This is a genomic window from Halorubrum sp. SP3 (assembly GCF_005435195.1).
Lineage (GTDB): Archaea > Halobacteriota > Halobacteria > Halobacteriales > Haloferacaceae > Halorubrum > Halorubrum sodomense.
This window is the reverse complement of the sequence record NZ_SGTU01000160.1, coordinates 1-339: the sequence shown is the minus strand read 5'-3', so window position 1 is coordinate 339 and position 339 is coordinate 1. Positions and strand designations below refer to the sequence as shown.

The 339-nt window shown below is 63.7% G+C and carries 1 pseudogene; it reads left to right on the top strand.

What is annotated here, in order from left to right:
- A pseudogene (locus tag EXE42_RS16030) lies at positions 1-339 on the top strand (response regulator); the annotation flags it as partial.

The following is a 339-nucleotide window of genomic DNA, read 5'->3' as shown; positions in this document are numbered from 1 at the left end:
CCTGATCATCGAAGACGACCGCGAGGAGGTCGCGGAGTACGCCGATTGGCTGGAGGAGTACGTGGTTCGAACCGCGGTCGACGGCGAGCGTGCGCTCGACGCGCTCGACGCGGATGTCGACGTAGTACTTCTTGACGGCGAACTCGCTGACCCGACCGCCGAGGAGCTGCTCGGCCGGATCCGTGCTCGTCGCCCTGACTGCCAGATTGGCCTTCTCTCGGGCATGAGCGTCGGCGACGACGTTCTTCGCCTCGACACCGACGAGTACGTTCGGTTCCGTGCCACGGTCGCACAGCCCATCGTTCAGCCGTACTTCTACGATGGCGAGGTCAAGTATTT